The organism is Caenispirillum bisanense, assembly GCF_039523075.1.
GTDB classification, from domain to species: Bacteria; Pseudomonadota; Alphaproteobacteria; order Rhodospirillales; family Rhodospirillaceae; genus Caenispirillum; species Caenispirillum bisanense.
In genome coordinates this window covers 1-20404 of the sequence record NZ_BAAAEP010000065.1, presented here as the reverse complement: position 1 = coordinate 20404, position 20404 = coordinate 1, and the positions used below count along the sequence as shown (strand labels likewise).

21 protein-coding genes are annotated in these 20404 nt (G+C 71.3%); 16 read left to right on the top strand and 5 right to left on the bottom strand.

Annotation, left to right across the window (positions count from 1 at the left end):
* Positions 1–64 precede the first annotated feature (64 nt).
* The 5 genes from ABD056_RS20335 to ABD056_RS20315 all read right to left on the bottom strand — a co-directional run bounded on the left by ABD056_RS20335 (position 65) and on the right by ABD056_RS20315 (position 3099).
* Positions 65–529 (bottom strand): VOC family protein, encoded by a 465-nt coding sequence (locus ABD056_RS20335; protein WP_343869765.1) that lies wholly within the window; start codon positions 527–529, stop codon positions 65–67.
* 99 nt (positions 530–628) lie between these two features.
* Positions 629–1012 (bottom strand): hypothetical protein, encoded by a 384-nt coding sequence (locus tag ABD056_RS20330; RefSeq protein WP_343869763.1) that lies wholly within the window; start codon positions 1010–1012, stop codon positions 629–631.
* Complete coding sequence (locus ABD056_RS20325; RefSeq protein ID WP_343869762.1) at positions 1005–1379, bottom strand: hypothetical protein; 375 nt, start codon at positions 1377–1379, stop codon at positions 1005–1007. Before ABD056_RS20325 ends, ABD056_RS20330 begins: the two co-directional genes overlap by 8 nt.
* Positions 1380–1434: 55 nt before the next feature.
* Positions 1435–2124, bottom strand: coding sequence for a guanylate kinase (gmk, locus tag ABD056_RS20320; RefSeq protein ID WP_343869761.1), 690 nt, complete (start codon positions 2122–2124; stop codon positions 1435–1437).
* Between the two features lie 60 nt (positions 2125–2184).
* Entirely contained in the window at positions 2185–3099 is a 915-nt protein-coding gene (locus ABD056_RS20315; protein ID WP_343869759.1) for a YicC/YloC family endoribonuclease, read from the bottom strand.
* Positions 3100–3219: 120 nt separating this feature from the next.
* Here ABD056_RS20315 and ABD056_RS20310 point away from each other — a divergent pair, with 120 nt between their 5' ends.
* From ABD056_RS20310 to ABD056_RS20235, 16 genes are all read left to right on the top strand, one after another.
* A complete protein-coding gene (locus ABD056_RS20310; protein ID WP_343869758.1) occupies positions 3220–3675 on the top strand; it encodes a nucleotidyltransferase family protein in 456 nt (151 codons plus the stop codon).
* Between the two features lie 48 nt (positions 3676–3723).
* On the top strand, positions 3724–4122 hold the full coding sequence (locus tag ABD056_RS20305) for a HepT-like ribonuclease domain-containing protein (RefSeq protein ID WP_343869756.1): 399 nt from the start codon (positions 3724–3726) through the stop codon (positions 4120–4122).
* Entirely contained in the window at positions 4119–4904 is a 786-nt protein-coding gene (locus tag ABD056_RS20300; protein ID WP_343869754.1) for an SDR family NAD(P)-dependent oxidoreductase, read from the top strand. The genes ABD056_RS20305 and ABD056_RS20300 overlap by 4 nt, the downstream gene beginning before the upstream one ends.
* A gap of 507 nt (positions 4905–5411) precedes the next feature.
* Positions 5412–5888, top strand: a complete 477-nt coding sequence (locus ABD056_RS20295; RefSeq protein WP_343869751.1) for a division/cell wall cluster transcriptional repressor MraZ — start codon at positions 5412–5414, stop codon at positions 5886–5888.
* The gene (rsmH, locus tag ABD056_RS20290) at positions 5885–6874 is read left to right on the top strand and encodes a 16S rRNA (cytosine(1402)-N(4))-methyltransferase RsmH (protein WP_343869749.1); all 990 of its coding nucleotides are present in this window, start codon (positions 5885–5887) and stop codon (positions 6872–6874) included. Before ABD056_RS20295 ends, rsmH begins: the two co-directional genes overlap by 4 nt.
* Complete coding sequence (gene ftsL / locus ABD056_RS20285) at positions 6871–7317, top strand: cell division protein FtsL (RefSeq protein ID WP_343869748.1); 447 nt, start codon at positions 6871–6873, stop codon at positions 7315–7317. Before rsmH ends, ftsL begins: the two co-directional genes overlap by 4 nt.
* Positions 7314–9110 (top strand): peptidoglycan D,D-transpeptidase FtsI family protein, encoded by a 1797-nt coding sequence (locus tag ABD056_RS20280; protein ID WP_343869747.1) that lies wholly within the window; start codon positions 7314–7316, stop codon positions 9108–9110. The genes ftsL and ABD056_RS20280 overlap by 4 nt, the downstream gene beginning before the upstream one ends.
* Positions 9094–10584 carry a UDP-N-acetylmuramoyl-L-alanyl-D-glutamate--2,6-diaminopimelate ligase gene (locus tag ABD056_RS20275; protein WP_343869745.1) on the top strand — a complete coding sequence of 497 codons (1491 nt, stop codon included), beginning with the start codon at positions 9094–9096 and terminating at the stop codon, positions 10582–10584. Before ABD056_RS20280 ends, ABD056_RS20275 begins: the two co-directional genes overlap by 17 nt.
* Complete coding sequence (locus ABD056_RS20270) at positions 10581–12005, top strand: UDP-N-acetylmuramoyl-tripeptide--D-alanyl-D-alanine ligase (RefSeq protein WP_343869743.1); 1425 nt, start codon at positions 10581–10583, stop codon at positions 12003–12005. Before ABD056_RS20275 ends, ABD056_RS20270 begins: the two co-directional genes overlap by 4 nt.
* 38 nt (positions 12006–12043) lie before the next feature.
* Positions 12044–13129 carry a phospho-N-acetylmuramoyl-pentapeptide-transferase gene (gene mraY / locus ABD056_RS20265; protein WP_343869741.1) on the top strand — a complete coding sequence of 362 codons (1086 nt, stop codon included), beginning with the start codon at positions 12044–12046 and terminating at the stop codon, positions 13127–13129.
* A gap of 136 nt (positions 13130–13265) precedes the next feature.
* Positions 13266–14654 carry a UDP-N-acetylmuramoyl-L-alanine--D-glutamate ligase gene (gene murD, locus ABD056_RS20260; RefSeq protein ID WP_343869739.1) on the top strand — a complete coding sequence of 463 codons (1389 nt, stop codon included), beginning with the start codon at positions 13266–13268 and terminating at the stop codon, positions 14652–14654.
* A complete protein-coding gene (gene ftsW / locus ABD056_RS20255; RefSeq protein ID WP_343869737.1) occupies positions 14651–15781 on the top strand; it encodes a putative lipid II flippase FtsW in 1131 nt (376 codons plus the stop codon). Before murD ends, ftsW begins: the two co-directional genes overlap by 4 nt.
* Positions 15781–16917: an undecaprenyldiphospho-muramoylpentapeptide beta-N-acetylglucosaminyltransferase gene (murG, locus tag ABD056_RS20250; RefSeq protein ID WP_343869736.1), complete on the top strand. Its 1137-nt coding sequence runs from the start codon at positions 15781–15783 to the stop codon at positions 16915–16917. The genes ftsW and murG overlap by 1 nt, the downstream gene beginning before the upstream one ends.
* Entirely contained in the window at positions 16914–18341 is a 1428-nt protein-coding gene (gene murC / locus ABD056_RS20245) for a UDP-N-acetylmuramate--L-alanine ligase (RefSeq protein ID WP_343869734.1), read from the top strand. The genes murG and murC overlap by 4 nt, the downstream gene beginning before the upstream one ends.
* Positions 18338–19366, top strand: a complete 1029-nt coding sequence (murB, locus tag ABD056_RS20240; RefSeq protein ID WP_425545066.1) for a UDP-N-acetylmuramate dehydrogenase — start codon at positions 18338–18340, stop codon at positions 19364–19366. Before murC ends, murB begins: the two co-directional genes overlap by 4 nt.
* Before the next feature lie 8 nt (positions 19367–19374).
* Positions 19375–20286, top strand: coding sequence for a D-alanine--D-alanine ligase (locus tag ABD056_RS20235; RefSeq protein ID WP_343869767.1), 912 nt, complete (start codon positions 19375–19377; stop codon positions 20284–20286).
* Positions 20287–20404 lie beyond the last annotated feature (118 nt).

Genomic DNA, 20404 nt, shown 5'->3' with positions numbered 1-20404 from the left:
AACGCTTCTCCAGCCTGCTGGCCACCGGGCCCGCCGCGCCGCCGCCGGCTGACGCCGTCCCGGGTTACCAGGCGCCGGTATTGGGCATGCTCGCCCACGGCTCCTGGGGCTCGCGGGCGCCGCCCTTCTGCAGCAGCTCGACCGAGATGTTGTCCGGCGAGCGCACGAAGGCCATGTAGCCGTCGCGCGGCGGCCGGTTGATGGTGACGCCGCCGTCCATCAGCCGCTGGCAAGCGGCATAGATGTCGTCGACGCGGAACGCCAGGTGACCGAAGTTGCGGCCGCCGGTGTACTCCTCCGGGTCCCAGTTGTAGGTCAGCTCGACCATCGGCACGTTGAAGCGGGCGGCATCGTCGCCTTCCTGCGCGCCGGCCTTGGCGATGTCTTCCGGCGCCGCCAGGAAGACCAGGGTGAAGCGGCCCTTCTCGCTTTCCTTGCGCGACACTTCCTTGAGGCCGAGCAGGTCGCAGTAGAAACGCAGCGAGGCATCCAGGTCGGTGACGCGCACCATGGTGTGCAGGTATTCCATCGGCATCCTCCGGGGTGGAAAACGGGAAACGGTGAGGTGCCCCTCAGGTAGGACGCCCAGCCGCCAAAGAAAAGCGCCATTTCGGCCGGGGCCGGTCTTTCAGTCGGGCTCGGGCTCGCTGGCTTGGGCGAGGGTGTGGCGGAGAGCGCGGGGGCGGTCCATGGTTTCGTGCACAAGGCCGAGGACAAGAATTGCATCATCGGTCACTTCGAACAGCACCAGATGACGAGGCCGCTTCACTGCCGCGCCCTTGCCAGCACCGGCCACCCGGCTGTGCCGGATGTGGTAAAGGCCGAGGCGCCGGCGGCCGTATCGCAGCCAGCGGACCAGCGGCTCCTTGTCGCCGGCCGCGAGGTCGGCAAAGGCACGGGCGATGAGCGCCGCGTAGCGGGCAGCAGCGAGCGAGCCGAAGCGCGCCTCGCTGAAGGAGAGGATGTCGAGTATCGTCTCGTCGGCGAACGACGTCGTTCGCAGGCTACGCACGGCGGCCCGCCACCCGCTTGCGGTGGGCGCGGGCTGTTGCCTCGGCCAGCAGACCGTTCATGAAAGCATCCAGCTCACTCTCGGACCGCAGTTCCGTGTAAGCCCCGCGGGCCAGATCCGCGTCGGCCCGCCGCAGCATGGCACCAAGGACATCCGTCGCCACCACGTCTTGCGGTGGCGCGGTCTCTGCAGGCTGCTCGTACTCCAGGCCGGCCGCCTCGTCCTCCCCCGCCGCGCCATACTCCGCCAGCGCCGCGCGGACCACGGCGGCGGCGTCGGGGTGGGTGCCGGCCTTCACCAGGCGGTCGACGAAGGCGGCCTGCTCGGGATCAAGGTCGACGGTGACGGTGCAACGGCGGCTCGGCATGGGCGGTCCCCTAACGGCGTCTTCCGAAGATAAGCCCGTTCCGCCCCGCCCGCAATCAGCCCTCCGCCCCGCGCATGCCGTTGACGAAGGCGGCCAGCCCCACCTGGCGGGCGCGCTTCAGGCGTTCGGCGTGGAGGATGGCGGTGACGCTGGCGATGGAGGCTTCCACGTCGGTGTTGACGATGACGTAGTCGTATTCCGGCCAGTGGCTCATCTCGTCGGCGGCCTTGGCCATGCGCTTGCGCACCACCTCTTCCGGGTCCTGGGCGCGGCCGCGCAGGCGGCGTTCCAGTTCGCCCACCGACGGCGGCAGGATGAACACGCTGACCAGATCGTCGCGGGCATTGGCGGCCAGTTGCTGGGTGCCCTGCCAGTCGATGTCGAACAGCACGTCATGGCCGGCGGCCAGGCTGTCCATCACCGGGCCGCGGGGAGTGCCGTAGTAGTTGTCGAATACCCGCGCGTGCTCCAGCAGTTCATTGCGCTCGACCATGCGCTTGTAGGTCTCGACACCGATGAAGTGGTAGTCGCGGCCGTCTTCCTCCCCCGGCCGGGCCGGGCGGGTGGTCACCGAGACCGACATGGCGATGTTGCCGTCACGCTCCCGCAGGGCGCGGGAGATGGTGGTCTTGCCGGCGCCGGAGGGCGACGACAGCACCAGCATCAGGCCCCGGCGATGGATGGCGGCGAGGCCCCCACCGGCGGCGGCTGCGGCGACGGTGGTCTCGGTCGGTGCGGCGGTCATGACGGACGGTTCCCCCCTGGCTTGCGGACGGCGGCGGCAGCGTTGGCGCTGACCCCGCGCCTATTCGATGTTCTGCACCTGCTCGCGGAACTGGTCGATCACCGCCTTCAGCTCCAGGCCGATGCGGGTGAGTGCCACATCCTGCGCCTTGGAGCACAGGGTATTGGCCTCGCGGTTGAATTCCTGGCACAGGAAGTCGAGCCGGCGGCCGACCGGCCCGGCGTCCTCGGCCAGCATCTCGCGCGCCTGTTCGATGTGGGCGGTCAGGCGGTCCAGTTCCTCGCGCACGTCGGCCTTCACCGCCAGCAGCGCCAGTTCGGTCGCCAGGCGGTCCTCGTTGATCTGGGTCTGCGCCTCCAGCAGCGCCGCCACCTGCTCGCGCAGGCGGGCCTTCACCGCCTCCGGCCGCAGCGAGGCGGTGTCGCCGGCGCGCCGGGTGAGGTCGGCGATGGTGTCCAGGTGGCCGGTCAGCACCGCCTCCATGCGCGCGCCCTCGGCCGCCCGCGCCGTCGCCAGCCGCGCCAGCGCCTGGTCGAGGATGGTGATGAGGGCGGCATCGCGGGTGTCGCGCGCCGTCTCGTCGGGCTCGGATTCGACCACCGGCTCCAGCACGCCGCGCAGGGCGAGCAGGCCGTCCAGGCGCGGCGGCGCGATGCCGGCGTCGGCGCCCAGGTGCTGCTGCCAGTGGCGGGCGACGGCCATCACCTGATCCAGCAGCCCTTCGTTGATGCGGTAGGCCGGCTGTTCCTCCGGCCGGTTGACCGACAGGGTGACGGAAACGTTGCCGCGCTTGAACCGCTTGCCCACCGCCTCGCGCACGGCGATTTCCAGCCCGTCGTAGCCGGGCGGGATGCGCCAGCGCACTTCCAGCCCCTTGCCGTTGACGCTGCGCACCTCCCACGTGCAGGTGGTGCCGGGGCGCGACGGATCGGGGCCTTCGGCGCGGGCAAAGCCGGTCATGCTGGCGATGGGCACGGGCAGCGGTCCTTCCAACGGCAAACGCAAAACGGTGCCGAGGGTTATAGCCCCGCACCGGCGGCGCAACAAGCCGCCACGGCCCCTTGCGCGCCGCCGCCCGGCCGTTAGGATGGCGGCATGACCCGCGGATTCCGCCCCAAACGCCACCGCCGGCCGCGCCATCCCCCGTCGGTGATGCGCGACGGCACCGAAATGACCGAGATGACGGTCACCGTGCCGCGCGACCGCGTCGGCGCGCTCAAGCGCTATGCCCAGCGCCTGCGCAAATCCAACCCCGCCCAGCGGGAGGAAGTGCTGTGGCGCCTGCGCCGCGCCACCCACGAACTAGAGCGCTTCGGCATCGCCTCGCTGTCGCTGTTCGGCTCCACCGTGCGCAACGCCGCCCGGCGCGAGAGCGACGTCGACCTGCTGGTGGAGTTCGAGGACGGCCGCCCCGACGGCATGCTGGAGTTCGTGGAACTGAAGCACGTGCTGGAAAGCATCGTCGGGCGGCCGGTCGACCTCGTCACCCCTGCCAACCTGAAGCCGCGCATCAAGGGCCGCATCCTGGCCGAAGCCGTGCGAATACTCTAAGAACAGAGACTGCAAGCGGAGAAGGTTTTGGCCTACAAGGACTGGCGCGTGCGCGTCGACGACATGCTGGAAGCCATCAGCCGCTGCCGCGCCTACACCATGGGCCTGGACGAGGCCGCCTTCGCTGCCGACCAGCGCACCGTCGACGCCGTCGCCCGCAACCTGGAGATCGTCGGCGAGGCCGCCGCCCGCATGCCCGAGCCGGTGCAGGACCGTCACCCCCGGGTGCCCTGGGCCAATCTGGCGGAGATGCGCCACGTGCTCATCCACGAATACCACTCGGTCGATCCGGTGATCCTGTGGCGCACGGTCCGCAACGACCTGGCACCGCTGGAGACCATGCTGCAGGCGGTGCTGGACGACGCCGACGACGAGGCGGTGACGGATGCCGCCGCCGCCAGCGCCACCGCCGCCGACCCTGGCGACCCGTGGGAGCCGCAGGCGTGAGCCCCGCCGCGCCGCCCGGCTGCATCGTCATCACCGGCGCCTCCTCCGGCATCGGCCGGGCGCTGGCGGAGGACTATGCCGCGCCCGGCGTGCTGCTGGCCCTCACCGGCCGCGACCCCGCCCGCCTGGACGACACCGCCGCCGCCTGCCGCGCCAGGGGGGCGGAGGTGGAGACGGCGGTGGTGGACGTCGCCGATGCCGCCGCCGTGGTCGCCTGGCTCACCGCCCTCGACGACCGCCGGCCGGTGGACCTGATCGTCGCCAACGCCGGCATCTCGGCCGGCACCGCCGGCGGCGGCGGCGAAAGCGCGGAACAGACGCGCCGCATCATGGCCGTCAACGTCGACGGGGTGATGAACACCGTGCTGCCGCTGCTGCCCCGCCTGCGCGCCCGCCGCCAGGGGCAGATCGCCCTGGTCAGCAGCATGGCCGCCTTCCGCGGCTTTCCCGGCGCCCCGGCCTATTGCGCCAGCAAGGCGGCGGTGAAGGTGTGGGGCGAGGCCCTGCGCGGCTGGCTGGCGCCGGACGGGGTGCGGGTGTCGGTCATCTGCCCCGGCTTCGTCGCCAGCCGCATCACGGCGCAGAACGACTTTCCCATGCCGTTCTTCATGGATGCGCCGCGCGCCGCCGCCATCATCCGCCGCGGCCTGGCCCGCAACTGCGGCCGCATCGCCTTCCCGCTGCCCATGTACGTGGCCAGCTGGCTGACCGGCGCCCTGCCCGACCGGCTGATCGACCTGATCGCCCGCCGGCTGCCGAAGAAGGGCGGCAGCGGCCGCTGAGCGGCCCGCCATCCCACCCTTTCCCACGCCCTTTCCGCCCCCTTTCCCCCTGACTTATCCACAGGCGGAGCACCCGCCGCCGCGCCATGGGATTTCGTGGGCGGCGGCCATGGGATTTCATGGGACGCCGGCCGTTTCCCCCCTGTTTCCGCCCTTCCGCACGACCCAATGCAACCCTGTCAGGGCCGCTCCGCCGACTTTGCATGGGCGGCGCCAGAGGCCATCATCCGCAGACTTATCCACAGGAACATCCACTGAACGGAATAAATCACCTTCCCGAGTCGAAGCACAGAAAGCCTAAGCATTGACGCGAGTCGCCGCATTGTGGAAAACTACTTCAAATGTGAGCAATCGACCTCACGACCCCCTCCGTTTGGAGAGGTGAATACCTGCCGCGGCTCGTTGACACCCATGATGTCCCATGCCATACCATGAAGGACCAGCGCGCACGGTCGTCGGGGCGGTGAGCGCTGTTCGGGGCATCCAATGGGGAAGCGGGGGGCAGCCATGCTCGCCCTGTTCACGGGCACCCACATCAACAAGGTCGACAGGAAGGGCCGCGTCAGCGTGCCGGCTCCCTTCCGTGCGACCTTGTCCGGGCAGGGGTTCGCGGGCGCCGTGGTGTTCCCCAGCTTCACCGCCGACTGCATCGAAGGCTGCGGCGCCAGCTTCCTGGAAGAACTGGCCGCCGGCATGGATGCGTCGGCCGCCGTGTTCTCGGAAGAGGAAGACGACCTCGCCACCCTCATCTTCGCCCAGGCGCGCCAGCTCGCCTTTGACCCGGAAGGCCGCGTGATCCTGCCCGATGATTTCATGGCCCACGCCGGCATCACCGAATCGGCCGCCTTCGTCGGCAAGGGTCGCAAGTTCCAGATCTGGGAGCCCGAGCGCCTGAAGGCCCACACCGCCGACCTGATGCGCAAGGCCCGCGACAAGCGCCCGACCATCGCCCTTGGCCGCGGCCGGGCGGGAGGCGACGCATGAGCCCGACCTCCGCCGGCGCCCCCCACGTCCCCGTCCTGCTGGCCGAAGTGATCGACGGCCTGCGCCCGCGCGACGGCGGCGTCTATGTCGACGGCACCTTCGGCGCCGGCGGCTATACCCGCGCCATCCTCGATGCCGCCCCCGGCTGCACCGTCGTCGCCATCGACCGCGACCCCGAGGCGCAGCCCCGCGCCGAGGCCCTGGCGCAGGCCTATCCCGGCCGCTTCCGCCTGCTGGCGGGGCGCTTCGGCGACATGGCGACGCTGCTGCCGGACCACGGCATCACCGCACCCGTGGACGGCGTGGCGCTCGACATCGGCGTGTCGTCCATGCAGATCGACGAGGCGGAGCGCGGCTTTTCCTTCGCCAAGGACGGCCCGCTCGACATGCGCATGGAAAAGGCCGGCCGCTCCGCCGCCGACGTGGTGAACGAGGCCGACGAGGCCGAACTGGCCGACATCATCCATTTCTACGGCGAGGAGCGCTATGCCCGCCGGGTCGCCCGCGCCATCGTCGAGGCGCGCGCCGAAAAGCCGTTCGAGCGCACGCTGGAACTGGCCGAGGTGGTGCGCCGCGTGGTGCGCAAGGGCAAGGACGGCATCGACCCCGCCACCCGCACCTTCCAGGGCCTGCGCATCGCCGTGAACGACGAACTGGGCGAGCTGGAACGCGGCCTTGCCGGGGCGGAGGCGCTGCTGGCGCCGGGCGGCCGGCTGGCGGTCGTCACCTTCCATTCGCTGGAGGATCGCGTGGTCAAGCGCTTCATGCGCGAGCGCAGCGGCCGCAGCGGCGGCGTGTCGCGCTACGTGCCCATGGACATCGCCGCCACCGGCCCCGCCCCCACCTTCACCGAAGTCACCCGCAAGGCGGTGGCGCCGTCGGACCAGGAATGCCGCGCCAATCCGCGCGCCCGCTCGGCCAAGCTGCGCGTCGCCGAACGCACCGATGCCCCCGCCCGCGCCGCCCATGAAGGAGCCAAGGCATGATCCGCGCCGCCGCCGTCGTCTGGAGCGTGCTCGCCATCGCCGTCGGCGTCGGCCTGTTCATGCTGAAGTACGAGGTTCAGGGCCTGGAGGACGAACTGTCCCGCCTCAACCGCGAGATCCGCGCCGACCGTGCCGCCGTCCACGTGCTGGAGGCGGAATGGAGCTACCTGAACGACCCTGCCCGCCTGCGGGAACTGGCCACCCGCCACCTGGGCCTGGCGCCGCTCGCCCCTGACCAGGTGAGCACGGTCGCCCAGCTGCCGCTGCGCCCGCCGCCGTCCGAAGCGCCGGCCCCGGCGCCGAAGCAGGATGCGCCCAAGGCCAAGGCGCCGCCGCTGCCGACCCCGGCGCCCGCCGCCCCCGGCGGCCGGGTGATGGCGGCGATGCCGCCGCCGCCGCCGCAGGCCGAACTGGCCAGCGCCACCACGAGGACCGTGCCATGACGCTGCGCCGCCTGCTGCAGCGCTTCCAGCGCGAAGCCGAACCGTTCCTTTATCCGGGCGAGGAATACCGCCCGGCCCGCAAGGCCGCCCGCGTCACCATCCACGGCCCCGGCCGCCGCCATGTGGAAATCGGCCGCACCCGTCTGGTGGTGGCGGCCGGTCTGTTCGCCTGCGCCTTCTCGCTGGTCGGCTTCCGGCTGGTCGACCTGATGGTGCTGAAGGGCGGCGAGCCGCCGGTCTCCATCGCCCGCCGCGCCGCCACCGAAAGCTTCCAGAGCCAGCGCGCCGACATCGTCGACCGCAACGGCATCCTGCTGGCGACCAACCTGCCGACCGTCAACCTCTACGCCAAGCCGCACCTCATCAACGATCCGGCCGACGCGGCGAAGAAGCTGACCGACGTGCTCGGCGACCTCACCTACAAGGAGGTCTACGACAAGCTCGCCTCCGACCGGAAGTTCGTCTACATCGACCGCAACCTGACCCCGCGCGAGCAGCAGGACGTCAACGCCCTCGGCATCGTCGGCGTCGACTTCGAGACGGCGGAGCGCCGCATCTATCCGCAGGGGCCGCTGGCGGCCCACGTGGTGGGCGCCACCGACCTCGACAACAACGGCATCGCCGGCATCGAGCTGACCTTCAACGACAAGCTCAACGGCGGTGACAAGCTGGAGCTGGCGCTCGACCTGCGGGTGCAGAGCGCGGTGCGCGACGAACTGCTCTACGCCATGGACAAGTTCAAGGCGGTGGCGGCGACCGGGCTGGTGCTCGACATCCAGACCGGCGAGATCGTCTCCATGGTGTCGCTGCCCGACTACGACCCCGAGAAGATCGGCCAGGCCAGTGCCGACCAGCGCTTCAACCGCGCCACCCTCGGCGTTTACGAGATGGGCTCCACCTTCAAGGTGTTCAACACGGCGCTGGCGCTGGAAAGCGGCAAGGTGTCGCTGAACAACCGCTACGACGTGGAAAACCCCATCCGCGTCGCCCGCTTCACCATCCGCGACAGCCATCCCGAGCGCGGCTCCATGGACGTCGGCCAGATCCTGGTCAAGTCGTCCAACATCGGCTCCGTGCGCATGGCGCTGGAAGTGGGGACCGAGGCGCAGAAGTCCTTCCTCGGCAAGATCGGCATGCTGCAGCCGATCTCCATCGAACTGCCGGAGAACGGCTCGCCGCTCTTCCCCAGCCAGTGGCGGGAGGTCAACACCATGACCATCTCGTTCGGCCACGGCATTGCCGTCACCCCGGTCCACCTCGCCCGCGGCACCGCCGCCATGGTCAACGGCGGCCTGCTGCCGTCGGTGACGCTGCTGAAGAAGGACATCACCCACAGCGCCGACGGGCGTGCCGTGATCTCGCCACAGACCAGCGACATCCTGCGCCGGCTGATGCGTGCCGTGGTGGAAGAAGGCACCGCCCGAAAGGCCAACGTCCCCGGGTATCGCGTCGGCGGCAAGACCGGCACGGCGGAAAAGGTGTCGTCGGCCGGCGGCTATGCCCGCCGCGCCGTGCTCACCTCCTTCGTCGGCGCCTTCCCCATGGATGCCCCCCGCTACGTGATCCTCGCCGTGCTCGACGAACCGCAACCGCTGAAGGAAACCTACGGCTTCATCACGTCGGGCTGGAACGCCGCGCCGACCGCCGGGCGGATCGTTGCCCGCATTGCGCCGCTGCTCGGGGTGTTCCCCAGCATGGAGGGGACCGTGCCGGTGGCCATGCCGCAACGACGGCCGCTTGAGATCCAGGAGGCCGTGGCCAGCGGGAGGGATGCCGATGCGATCATTGAATGACCTGCTGCTGGCCGCCGGCGCCACCCTCGCCGCCGGCCCGGCCACCGTCACCGACGTGAGCATTTCCGGGCTCACCGCCGACAGCCGGGCGGTCGAGCCCGGGATGCTGTTCGCCGCCCTGCCCGGCTGGAAGCTGGACGGCCGCGACTTCATCGCCCAGGCGGTGGAGCGCGGCGCCGTCGCCGTGCTGGCGCCCGATGGCACCGCCCTGCCGGCCGGCACGCCCGCCACCGTCGCCCTGCTGACGGCGCCCGAGCCGCGCCACGCCTTCGCCCGCATGGCCGGCGCCTTCTTCGGCCGCCAGCCGCAGGTGGTGGCGGCGGTGACCGGCACCAACGGCAAGACCTCCACCGCCAACTTCGCCCGCCAGCTGTGGCAGCACCTGGGGCACCTGTCGGCCAGCGTCGGCACCCTTGGCGTCATCGGGCCGGACTGGGTGATCGACGGCAAGCTGACCACGCCCGACCCGGTGCAGCTGGCCCGCCTGCTGGCCGAATGCGCCGCTCGCGGCGTCACCCACCTGTGCATGGAAGCCTCCAGCCACGGCCTCGACCAGCACCGGCTGGCCGGGGTGTCGCTGGCCGCCGGCGGCTTCACCAACCTCAGCCGCGACCACCTGGACTATCACGGCAGCATGGAGGCCTATCTGGCCGCCAAGGCGCGCCTGTTCGGCGAGGCGGTGGGCGAAGGCGGCGCCGCCGTGCTCAACGCCGACATCCCCGAGTACCCGAGCCTGCGGGCGACGGCGGAAAAGGCCGGCCTGCGGGTGCTGTCCTACGGCGCCAACGGCGACGCGCTACGCGTGCTGTCCACCGAACGCACCGCCCACGGCCAGCGCCTGACGCTGCGGGTGGACGGCCAGGAGATGATCGTCGAGCTGCCGCTGGCCGGCACCTTCCAGGCGGAGAACGCCCTCTGCGCCCTCGGCCTCGTCATCGGCTGCGGTGCCGATGCCGCCCACGCCGCGCCGCTGCTGGAGCGCCTGACCGGCGTGCCCGGCCGGCTGCAACTGGCGGCGACGCGGGCCAACGGCGCCGCCGTCTATGTCGACTACGCCCACACCCCCGACGCCCTGGAAACGGTGCTGGAAGCCCTGCGGCCCCACGCCAGCGGCCGGCTGGTGTGCGTATTCGGCGCCGGCGGCGACCGTGACCGCGGCAAGCGCCCGGTGATGGGCCAGGTGACGGCGCGGCTGGCCGACGTCGCCATCGTCACCGACGACAACCCGCGCACCGAAGACCCCGCCGCCATCCGCGCCGAAGTCATGGCCGGCTGCCCCGGCGGCATCGAGATCGGCGACCGCCGCGCCGCCATCCGCGAGGGCGTCGCCCGTCTCACCGGCCCCGGCGACGTGCTGCTGGTGGCCGGCAAGGGGCACGAGCGCGGCCAGACCGTCGGCACCACGGTGCTGCCTTTCGACGACGTGGAAGAGGCCGTGGCCGCCGTCGCCCAGGCCGATGGAGGCGCCGCATGACCGCCGCAACGCCCCTGTGGACCGCCGCCGAGGCCGCCGCCGCCACCGCCGGCCGCAGCGCTGGCGACTGGACCTGCGCCGGCGTGTCCATCGACAACCGCACGGTGGCGGCCGGCGACCTGTTCATCGCCCTGGCCGGCCCCTCCTTCGACGGCCACGACTTCGTCGCCCAGGCGCTGGACAAGGGGGCCGCCGCCGCCATGGTCCACCGGGTGCCGGACGGTGTCGACACCGCCCGCCTGCTGGTGGTGGACGACACCCTGGCCGCCCTGCGGGCGCTGGGCGTGGCGGCGCGCGCGCGTCTGGCCGGCACCGTCATCGCCGTCACCGGCAGCGTCGGCAAGACCGGCACCAAGGAGATGCTGCGGCTGGCCTGCGGCGCCCTCGGGCCGACGGTCGCCAGCGAAGGCAGCTTCAACAACCACTGGGGCCTGCCGCTCAGCCTCGCCCGCACGCCGCGCGACACCGCCTGGTGCGTGCTGGAGATGGGCATGAACCACGCCGGCGAGCTGCGCGACCTGACCGCCGTGGCCCGCCCGCACGTCGCCATCATCACCACGGTGGAGGCGGTGCACCTGGAGTTCTTCGCCTCCGTCGCCGACATCGCCCGCGCCAAGGCGGAGATCCTGGAAGGCGTGGTGGAGGGCGGCACCGCCGTGCTGCCGCGCGACAACCCCCACTTCGCCATCCTGGAAGAGGCCGCCCGCAGCCGCGGCCTGCGCATCGTCACCTTCGGCGAGCACGCCGAGGCGGCGGCGCGGCTGACCGCCGTCACCCCCGGCGACGGCGTCACCGATGCCGTCGCCGACACCCCCGCCGGTCCGCTGGCGTGGACGGTGGGCGCCGTCGGCCGTCACTGGGCCATGAACAGCCTCGCCGCGCTCGTGGCGATTGAGGCGGCGGGCGGCGATGCCCGTCAGGCGGCACTGGCCCTGGCAGCCATGGAGCCGCCCAAAGGCCGCGGCCGGCGTCAAATGATTTCTTTGCCGAAAAGCCACGGCGGAGGGCTTCTCACGATCATCGATGAGAGTTACAACGCCTCGCCCGTTTCGGTGCGGGCGGCTCTCGGGGTTCTCAGGACGGCCACGGTGGGGCACGGCGGACGCCGTGTCGCGGTGCTCGGCGACATGCGCGAGCTGGGTGCACAGGCGGATGCCCTGCATGCCGGTCTCGCCGATGCGGCCGCGGCCGGCGGCATCGACGTCGTCCACACCTGCGGACCGCACATGGCCCGGCTGCACGATGCGCTGCCGCCGGCCCTGCGCGGGTTCCATGCCGCCGACAGCGCCGCCCTGGCGCCGCTGGTGGCGGCCGACGTGCGACCCGGCGACACGGTGATGATCAAGGGGTCGCTCGGCAGCCGCATGAAGGTGGTGCTGGAGGCCCTGACGGCCCTCGCCCCGCCCGACGACGGACACTGACGCAACGAGGATCGCGAGTTAGGAAAGCCCCGGGGACCATGCTCTACCTTCTGTCCCAACTGTCCGGCGAAGTCGCCCTGCTCAACCTGTTCCGCTACCTGACCTTCCGGGCCGGCGGAGCGGTGGTGACGGCGCTCATCGTCGCCTTCATCGTCGGACCCCGGCTCATCAGCTGGCTGAAGCGCAAGCAGCGCGAGGGACAGCCCATCCGTGCCGACGGCCCGGAAACCCACCTGATGACCAAGAAGGGCACGCCCACCATGGGCGGCCTGATGATCCTGTTCGCGACGCTGGTCTCCACCCTGCTGTGGGCGGACCTGACCAACCTGTACGTCTGGGCGGTGCTGCTGGTCACCGTCGGCTACGGCCTGCTGGGCTTCGCCGACGACTTCCTGAAGGTCACCAAGCGCAACACCAAGGGCGTGTCGGGCAAGGCCAAGCTGGTGGTGCAGTTCGCCATCGCCGGGGTCGCCGCGCTGCTGATCAGCGCCGCCACCAACCCCGACCTCGACAACCACCTGGCGATGCCGTTCCTGAAGAACGTGCTGCTCGACATGGGCTTCCTCTACCTGCCCTTCGCCATGCTGGTGATGGTCGGCGCCTCCAACGCCGTCAACCTGACCGACGGGCTCGACGGCCTTGCCATCGTGCCGGTGATGATCGCGGCGGGGGTGTTCATGCTGATCAGCTATCTGGTCGGCAACGCCATCTTCGCCAACTACCTGCAGATCCATCACGTGCCGGGCACCGGCGAACTGGCCATCCTGTGCGCCGCCCTGGTCGGCGCCGGCATGGGCTTCCTGTGGTTCAATGCGCCCCCGGCCATGATCTTCATGGGCGATACGGGATCGCTGGCACTCGGCGGTGCGCTGGGTGCCATTGCGGTGGCCACCAAGCACGAGATCGTGCTGGCGATTGTGGGTGGCCTCTTCGTGCTGGAAACCGTGAGCGTCATCGTTCAGGTCGCCAGCTTCAAACTGACCGGAAAGCGGGTGTTCCGCATGGCGCCGCTGCATCACCACTTCGAAAAGAAGGGCTGGGCGGAAAGCACCGTGGTCATCCGCTTCTGGATCATTGCCGGCATCCTCGCCATTGCCGGACTGAGTACCCTGAAGCTCCGCTGAAGGGCATACGGAAGGCAAGAGAGAGAAGACGAGAGACTGCCCGGCGATCCCCACCCACAAAAAACGGGGACGCCGGGCGGATGGACAGAGAAGCCAGAGAGTCGAAGGAACCCGCCAGGGGGCGAAGTACGTGAGCATGGTGATTCCGCAGTACGCCGGCCGCACGGTTGCGGTGCTCGGCCTCGGCAAGACCGGCCTGTCGGCGGCGCGGGCGCTGCGCGACGGCGGCGCCCGCGTGCTGTGCTGGGACGACGGCGAAAGCCGCCGGGCCGAGGCGGAAGCCCTCGGCTACGCCTGCGTGGCGCCGTCGCGCGAAGCCTGGGCCGACATCGCCCTGTGCGTCTGGAGCCCCGGCATCCCCCACAGCTTCCCGCAGCCGCACCCTGCCAAGGCGGTGCTCGACAGCCTCGGCATCCGGCCGGTGTGCGACGTGGAGCTGCTGCTCACCCGCTGCCCCGATGCCTTCGTCGTCGCCATCACCGGCACCAACGGCAAGTCGACCACCACCTCGCTCATCGGCCACATCCTGAAGGCGGCCGGGCACGCGGTGCAGGTGGGCGGCAACCTGGGCATCCCGGCGCTGGAGCTGGACCTGCTGCCGTTCCACGGCACCTATGTGCTGGAACTGTCGAGCTACCAGCTGGAACTGACGCCGTCGCTGAACTGCGACGTGGCGCTGCTGCTCAACATCACCCCCGATCACCTGGCCCGCCACGGCGGCATGGACGGCTACGTCGCCGCCAAGCGGATGATCTTCGCCAACCAGCACCAGCCGGCCACCGCCATCGTCGGCCTGGATGACCGTTACTGCCGCGCCATCGCCGACGAACTGACCCGCCGCTGCGACCAGACCGTCATCGGCATCCGCGCCGATGGCGAGGAGCCGGGCGGCGTGTTCACCCTCGGCGGGGTGCTGTTCGACGCCACCGAGCCGGGCGACCCGCAGGAAATCATCGACCTGCGCACCATCGCCACCCTGCCCGGCAGCCACAACTGGCAGAACGCCTGCGCCGCCTATGCCGCCTGCCGCGCCCGCGGGGTGGCGCCGCAGGTGATCGCCGAGGCGCTGCGCAGCTTCCCCGGCCTCGCCCACCGCCAGGAACTGGTGGCGGAGGTGGACGGCGTGCGCTTCGTCAACGACAGCAAGGCCACCAACGCCGACGCCACCGAGAAGGCGCTGGTCTGCTACCGCGACATCTATTGGGTGCTCGGCGGCCAGGCCAAGGAAGGCGGCATCGAGAGCCTGCGCGAGTACTTCCCGCGCGTCCGCCATGCCTACCTGATCGGCGAAGCGGCCGACGCCTTCGCCGAGGTGCTGGGCACCGCCGTGCCGCACAGCCGTTGCGGCACGCTCGACCGCGCCGTCGCCGCCGCCGCCGCCGATGCCCGCCGCGACGGCCACCCCGGCGCCGTCGTGCTGCTGTCGCCGGCCTGCGCCTCGTGGGACCAGTTCCGCAGCTTCGAGCATCGCGGCGACGTGTTCCGCGCCCTTGTTCACGATCTCACGGCCCGGGGAGCGGCATGACCAGCATCACCATCTCCCGCACCGATACGAGCATCCTCGGCCGCTGGTGGTGGACCGTCGACCGCTGGCTGCTGGCCGCGGCGCTGGCCCTCATCGGCATCGGCATCTTCCTGGTGATGGCCGCCGGCCCCGCCGCCGCCGGCCGCATCGGGGCGGAGGCGTTCCACTTCGTGCGCCGCCAGTTCGTGTTCCTGCCGGTGGCGGTGGGCGTGATGCTGTTCGTCTCGCTGCTCAGCCCGCGCACCGTGCGCCGGCTGGCGGCGGTGGGCTTTGCCGGCGCCGCCGTGCTGCTGTTCGCCACCCTGTTCATCGGGTCGGAGATCAAGGGCGCCAGCCGCTGGATCTACCTCGGCCCGCTGTCCATCCAGCCGTCGGAGTTCATCAAGCCGTTCTTCGCCGTCACCGCCGCCTGGATGTTCGCCGCCGGGCGCGAGACCGAGGGCTTCCCCGGCCAGTGGATCTCCATCGGCCTCTACGGCGTCGTCGCCGCCCTGCTGCTGGCGCAGCCGGACGTCGGCATGACGCTGGTGGTGACCTCGGTGTGGGCGGCGCAGTATTTCCTCGCCGGCCTGCCCATGGTGCTGGTGGTGCTGTTCGTCGCCGCCGGCATCGGCGGGGCGGTGGGCGCCTATTTCCTGTTCGACCACGTCAAGAGCCGCGTCAACCGCTTCCTCGACCCGGCCAGCGGCGACACCTACCAGATCGACAAGGCCATGCAGGCCTTCCGCGACGGCGGCCTGTTCGGCCGCGGCCCCGGCGAGGGCCGGGTGAAGGAACTGCTGCCCGACGCCCACACCGACTTCATCTTCGCCGTCGCCGGCGAGGAATTCGGCCTCATCCTCTGCCTGCTGATCGTCGGGCTGTTCGCCTTCATCGTGCTGCGCGGCATCTCGCGCGCCATGGAGGAGGACAACCTGTTCGTCCTGCTGGCGGTGGGCGGGCTGGTCTGCCAGCTCGGCCTGCAGGCGCTCATCAACATGGCGTCGAGCCTGCACCTGATGCCGACCAAGGGCATGACGCTGCCGTTCGTGTCCTACGGCGGTTCGTCCACCCTGGCGCTGGCCATCGGCTTCGGCATGGTGCTGGCGCTCACCCGGCGCCGGCCGACCGGCGCGGGAGGGGTGTGATGGCGCTCATCGTCCTCACCGCCGGCGGCACCGGCGGCCACGTCTTCCCGGCCGAGGCCCTGGCGGCGGAACTGCTGATCCGCGGCCACGACCTCACCCTGGTGACCGACAGCCGCGGCGCCACCTACGGCGGCGTGCTCGGCAGCCTGAAGACCGTGCGGGTGCGCGCCGGTCAGGTGGCCGGGCGCGGCCGCGTCGGGCAGGTGATGGGGCTGGTCGACATCGCCCGCGGCGCCCTGCAGGCACGCAAGATCCTGCGCGAGCTGAACCCCGCCGTCACCGTCGGCTTCGGCGGCTATGCCTCGCTGCCGGCCATGGCGGCGTCGACCCTGCTCGGCGTTCCCACCATCATCCACGAGCAGAACGCCGTGCTCGGCCGCGCCAACCGGCTGCTGGCCAGCCGCGTCAGCACCATCGCCACCAGCTTCGCCGCCGTGCAGCACCTGCCGGCGGCGGTGCCGACCGTCCATACCGGCATGCCGGTGCGCGCCGCCATCGCCGCCGTGCGCGACGTGCCCTACCCCGCCGTCGACCCCGGTCAGCCGCTGCGGGTGCTGGTGCTGGGCGGCAGCCAGGGCGCGCGGGCGCTGTCGGATGTGGTGCCCGGCGCCCTGCGGGCGCTGCCGGCCGGCATCCGCAGCCGGCTGGAAGTGGCGCAGCAGTGCCGCCCGGAAGACCTCGACCGGGTGCGCGCCGCCTATGCCGATGCCGGCTTGTCCAACGTGACGCTGGAAAGCTTCTTCGCCGACGTGCCGGAGCGGCTGGGCGCCTGCCACCTGCTCATCGCCCGCGCCGGCGCCTCGACGGTGGCGGAGATGACCGCCGCCGGCCGCCCGGCCATCCTCGTCCCCTACCCCTTCGCCACCGACGACCACCAGACCGCCAATGCCCGCGCGGTGGATGCCGCCGGCGGCGGCTGGCTGATGCCGCAGGACCGCTTCACGGTCGAGGCGCTGGCCGCCCGCCTGAAGGATCTGTTCGACATGCCGGCCAGCCTGCAGGCCGCCGCCGGCGCCGCTCGCGCCTATGGCGTGCCCGATGCCGCCCGCCGCCTCGCCGATCTGGTCGAGGCCAAGCTGCCCACCACCACCGCCGCCACCAGTGCCGCCGCCGTTGCCAGGGAGACCGCCCAATGAGGGCCATGCCGCTCGATATCGGAACCATCCACTTCGTCGGCATCGGCGGCATCGGCATGTCCGGCATCGCCGAGATCCTGGTGAACCTGGGCTATTCCGTGCAGGGCTCCGACCAGGCGGAAGGCGCCAACGTGGTGCGCCTGCGCGAGAAGGGCGTCGCCGTCCACATCGGCCATCGGGCGGAAAACCTGGGCGACGCCCAGGTGGTGGTGATTTCCTCCGCCGTGAAGGCCGACAACCCCGAGGTCGTCGCCGCCCGCCAGAACCTCATCCCGGTGGTCCGCCGCGCCGAGATGCTGGCCGAGCTGATGCGCCTGAAGTGGGCCATCGCCGTCGGCGGTACCCACGGCAAGACCACCACCACCAGCATGGTCGCCGCCATGCTCGACGGGGCCGGCATGGACCCGACGGTCATCAACGGCGGCATCATCAACGCCTACAACACCAACGCCCGCCTGGGCGACGGCGAGTGGATGGTGGTGGAGGCCGACGAGAGCGACGGCACCTTCACCAAGCTGCCGGCCGTCATCGCCATCGTCACCAACATCGACGCCGAGCACATGGACCACTACGGCTCGCTCGACAAGCTGCGCGAGGCGTTCCAGACCTTCATCACCAACATCCCGTTCTATGGCCTGGCGGTGCTGTGCATCGACCACCCCGAGGTGCAGGCCATGATCCCGCGCGTGTCCGACCGCCGGGTGGTGACCTACGGCCTGTCGCCGCAGGCCGACGTGCGGGCGGTGAACGTGCGCATCGGCGTCGGCGGCGCCCGCTACGACGTGGTGGTGACCGACCGCATGAGCGGCCACCAGCGCGTCATCCAGGACGTCCGCCTGCCCATGTTCGGCGAGCACAACGTCACCAACAGCCTCGCCCCCATCGCCATCGCGGTGGAGATGGGCCTGTCCGACGACACCATCCGCCAGTCGCTGGCCGGCTTCTCGGGCGTCAAGCGGCGCTTCACCAAGACCGGCGAGGCCGGCGGCATCACCGTGATCGACGATTACGGCCACCACCCGGTGGAAATCGCCGCCGTGCTGCGTGCCGCCCGCTCGGCCACCACCGGCAACGTCATCGCCGTGGTGCAGCCGCACCGCTACTCGCGGCTCTCGAACCTGTTCGAGGAATTCTGCACCTGCTTCAACGACGCCGACACGGTGATCGTGGCCGATGTCTACGCCGCCGGCGAGGCGCCGGTGCCGGGGGTGGACCGCGACGCCCTGGTCAACGGCCTGCGCCAGCGCGGCCACCGCGGCGCCATCCCGCTCGCCCGGCCGGAGATGCTGGCCGAGACGGTGCGCCGGGTGGCGCGCAAGGGCGACATCGTGGTCTGCCTGGGCGCCGGCAACATCACCGCCTGGGCCCACGCCCTGCCCGCCCAGCTGGCCGAGCTGTACGGACCGGAGGGCGCCGCCGAATGACCCACGACGCCCGCGCCACCGCCACCACTGCCACCGGCGCTTCCGCTTCCGCCGCCGCCCCCGCGCCGCTGCCCGACCGCATGGGCGAGGCGCTGGCCCGCGTGCGCGGCCGGGTGAGCGTCGGCGCCGACCTGGCCCGGGTGACGTGGTTCCGCGTCGGGGGTCCGGCGGAGCTGATGGTGCGGCCGGTGGATGTGGACGACCTGGCGCTGGTGCTGGCGGCCCGCCCGGCCGACGTGCCGCTGACCGTCATCGGCGTCGGCTCCAACCTGCTGGTGCGCGACGGCGGCGTGCCGGGGCTGGTGGTGCGGCTCGGCCGCGGCTTCGCCGACATCGAGGCGGAGGCCGGCGGCTTTGTCCACTGCGGCGCCGCCGCGCTCGACGCCAGCGTCGCCGCCGTCGCCCAGGAAGCCGGCATCGCCGGGCTGGAGTTCCTGACCGGCGTGCCGGGCACCATCGGCGGCGCCCTGCGCATGAACGCCGGCGCCTACGGCCGCGAGATCAAGGACGTGCTGGTCACCGCCGAGGCGCTGGACACCGAAGGCCGCCTGCACACCCTGCGGCCGGAGGACATGGACCTCACCTATCGCCACTGCGGCGTGCCTGAGGACTGGGTGTTCGTGGCCGCCACCCTGAAGGGCGAGCCCGGCGCCGACCCCGCCGCCATCGCCGCCCGCATCGCCGAGATCCGCCGCCAGCGCGAGGACAGCCAGCCCGTGCGCACCCGCACCGGCGGCTCCACCTTCGCCAACCCGGACGGCCACAAGGCCTGGGAACTGATCGACGCCGCCGGCTGCCGCGGCCTGACCATCGGCGGCGCCCAGGTCAGTGAGAAGCACTGCAACTTTCTGCTGAATCTCGGCGATGCCACCGCCGCCGACGTTGAAGCGTTGGGCGAGGAAATCCGCCGCCGGGTGCTCGCCACCAGCGGCATCGCGCTGCGGTGGGAAATCCGCCGCATCGGCGTTCCCGCCGACCATCCCCAGGCCATCCGCCCCACGCCCGACCAAGGAGACGACGCATGACGACCCCGATCACCCGGCGCGTCACCGTGCTCATGGGCGGCTTCTCGGCGGAGCGGGAGGTGTCGCTCAATTCCGGCGCCGCCGCCGTCAAGGCGCTGAAGGACTACGGCTACGTCAACGTGGCGGCGATCGACGTGCCGCGCGACGTGCCGGCCTTCGTGCAGGCGCTGGCGGAGACGAAGCCCGACGTGGTGCTCAATGCCCTGCACGGCCGCTTCGGCGAGGACGGCGCCATCCAGGGAATCCTGGACATGATGCGCATTCCCTACAGCCACTCCGGCCGGCTGGCGAGCGCCATCGCCATGGACAAGCCGACCGCCAAGCTGCTGTTCGCCCAGGCCGGCCTGGACGTCGCCGAGGACCGCATCGTCAGCCGCGCCGAGATGCTGGGCGGCACCGATCCGCTGCCGCGCCCCTATGTCATCAAGCCGCTGAACGAGGGCAGCTCGGTCGGCGTGCACATCGTGCGCGAGGGCGACAACCACCGCTTCGCCGACGACGACTGGCCGTTCGGCGACCGGGTGATGGTGGAAACCTTCATCCCCGGCCGCGAACTGACCGTCGCCGTGATGGGAGAACGTGCGCTGGCCGTGACGGAGATCACAACCCAGCGCGGCTTCTACGATTACGATGCCAAGTACGCCGCCGGTGGCTCCCGGCACGTTCTGCCGGCCGACATCGGCCCGGACATCACGGAACGCGCCATGGACGTCGCCGTGCGGGCCCACCGGGCGCTCGGCTGCCGTGGCGTGTCGCGAACCGACATCCGCTACGACGGCGAGCGCCTCGTGATTCTGGAAGTGAATACGCAGCCCGGCATGACCGCCACCTCGCTCGTCCCCGAGCAGGCGGCCTTCGCCGGCATCCCGTTCCCCGCGCTGTGCCACTGGATGGTGGAGACTGCCGCATGCGACTGCTGAGCCTCGCCATACCGCTGCCGCCGCTCGACATCTTCCCGGGCCGTGGCGGCGGAAAGCCGATCAAGCGCATCGACCCGGTGCGCCCGGCCGCCCGCAAGCCGGACGCCGCCGCCTTCGC